Here is an 876-nt window from a genome sequence, read left to right as displayed (position 1 = left end):
ATCCATGGCATGCGCCCAGAACTGGCAGATGCGGGTGCGATGTCGTCCGGGATCGAGCACCGGCATCGGCGTCTCGTCGCAGAACACGCGCGGCGCGGCCTGGATCGTGCGCAGCTGGAGGTCATAGAGGCTCCTGAGCCACCAGGCCGCACGCTTCACCCAGCCGGCAAGCGTCGACCGGTCGAGATGGACGCCCTGGCCGGCCAGAATCTGCACTTGCCGATACAGCGGCAGATACCAGGCGAACTTCGAGATCACCACGTGGCTCACGAGTGCGGTCGAGGCCATGCCGCTCTCGATCAGGCGCGGCAGCACCTTCGCTTGGACCACACCATCGGTGCAGCTGCGGCAGCCATATTTAGGACGGATCGTGCGCAGCACCCGCAGAATCGCCGGGATGATGTCCAGCACCTCGCTGACGTCCTCGCCGATCTTGTGGAGCTGACCTTGGCAGCATGGGCACGCGGTTGCCTCCGGCTCCAGCACCTGCTCGCAGCGCGGCAGGTGCTTTGGAAGCGCGCCGATGTTGCGGCGCGCCTTCTTGCGCGGTTTGCTGGGTGGCTTCGCCACAGCCACATCATCGTTGGCGGGCGCAGGCAGCGTAGGGTCAGCCTCAAGATCGCCCAGCTCGAGCGCAAGCTGTTCGTCCACGAGCACCGCAAGCCGCTCCGACCGCTTCCCGAAGATCATCTCCTTGAGCGTCTGCATTGCTACGCGCAGCTTCTCGTTCTCAGCGTCAAGCGCGAGCACCATCTCGGTCAGAGCCGCCGGATCGGTCGGGAGAGCGTCGGGACGAATCGCCATGATCAGACGATACATCCGCGCGACCCGTGCTCCAGCGAAATCCTCACGCCTCAGCCGACAACGGTCGGCTGC

General features: G+C 65.3%; 1 protein-coding gene. It reads right to left on the bottom strand.

Annotation, left to right across the window (positions count from 1 at the left end; all coding sequences use genetic code 11):
• Positions 1-804 (bottom strand): IS66 family transposase (locus CWO89_RS44640; protein ID WP_245476882.1); only part of this gene is annotated, 804 nt, incomplete at its 3' end.
• Positions 805-876 lie beyond the last annotated feature (72 nt).

The organism is Bradyrhizobium sp. Leo170 (assembly GCF_004296405.1).
Taxonomy (GTDB): Bacteria; Pseudomonadota; Alphaproteobacteria; order Rhizobiales; family Xanthobacteraceae; genus Bradyrhizobium.
The sequence above is the reverse complement of the archived record's forward strand: the minus strand, read 5'-3'. Positions and strand labels throughout refer to the sequence as shown.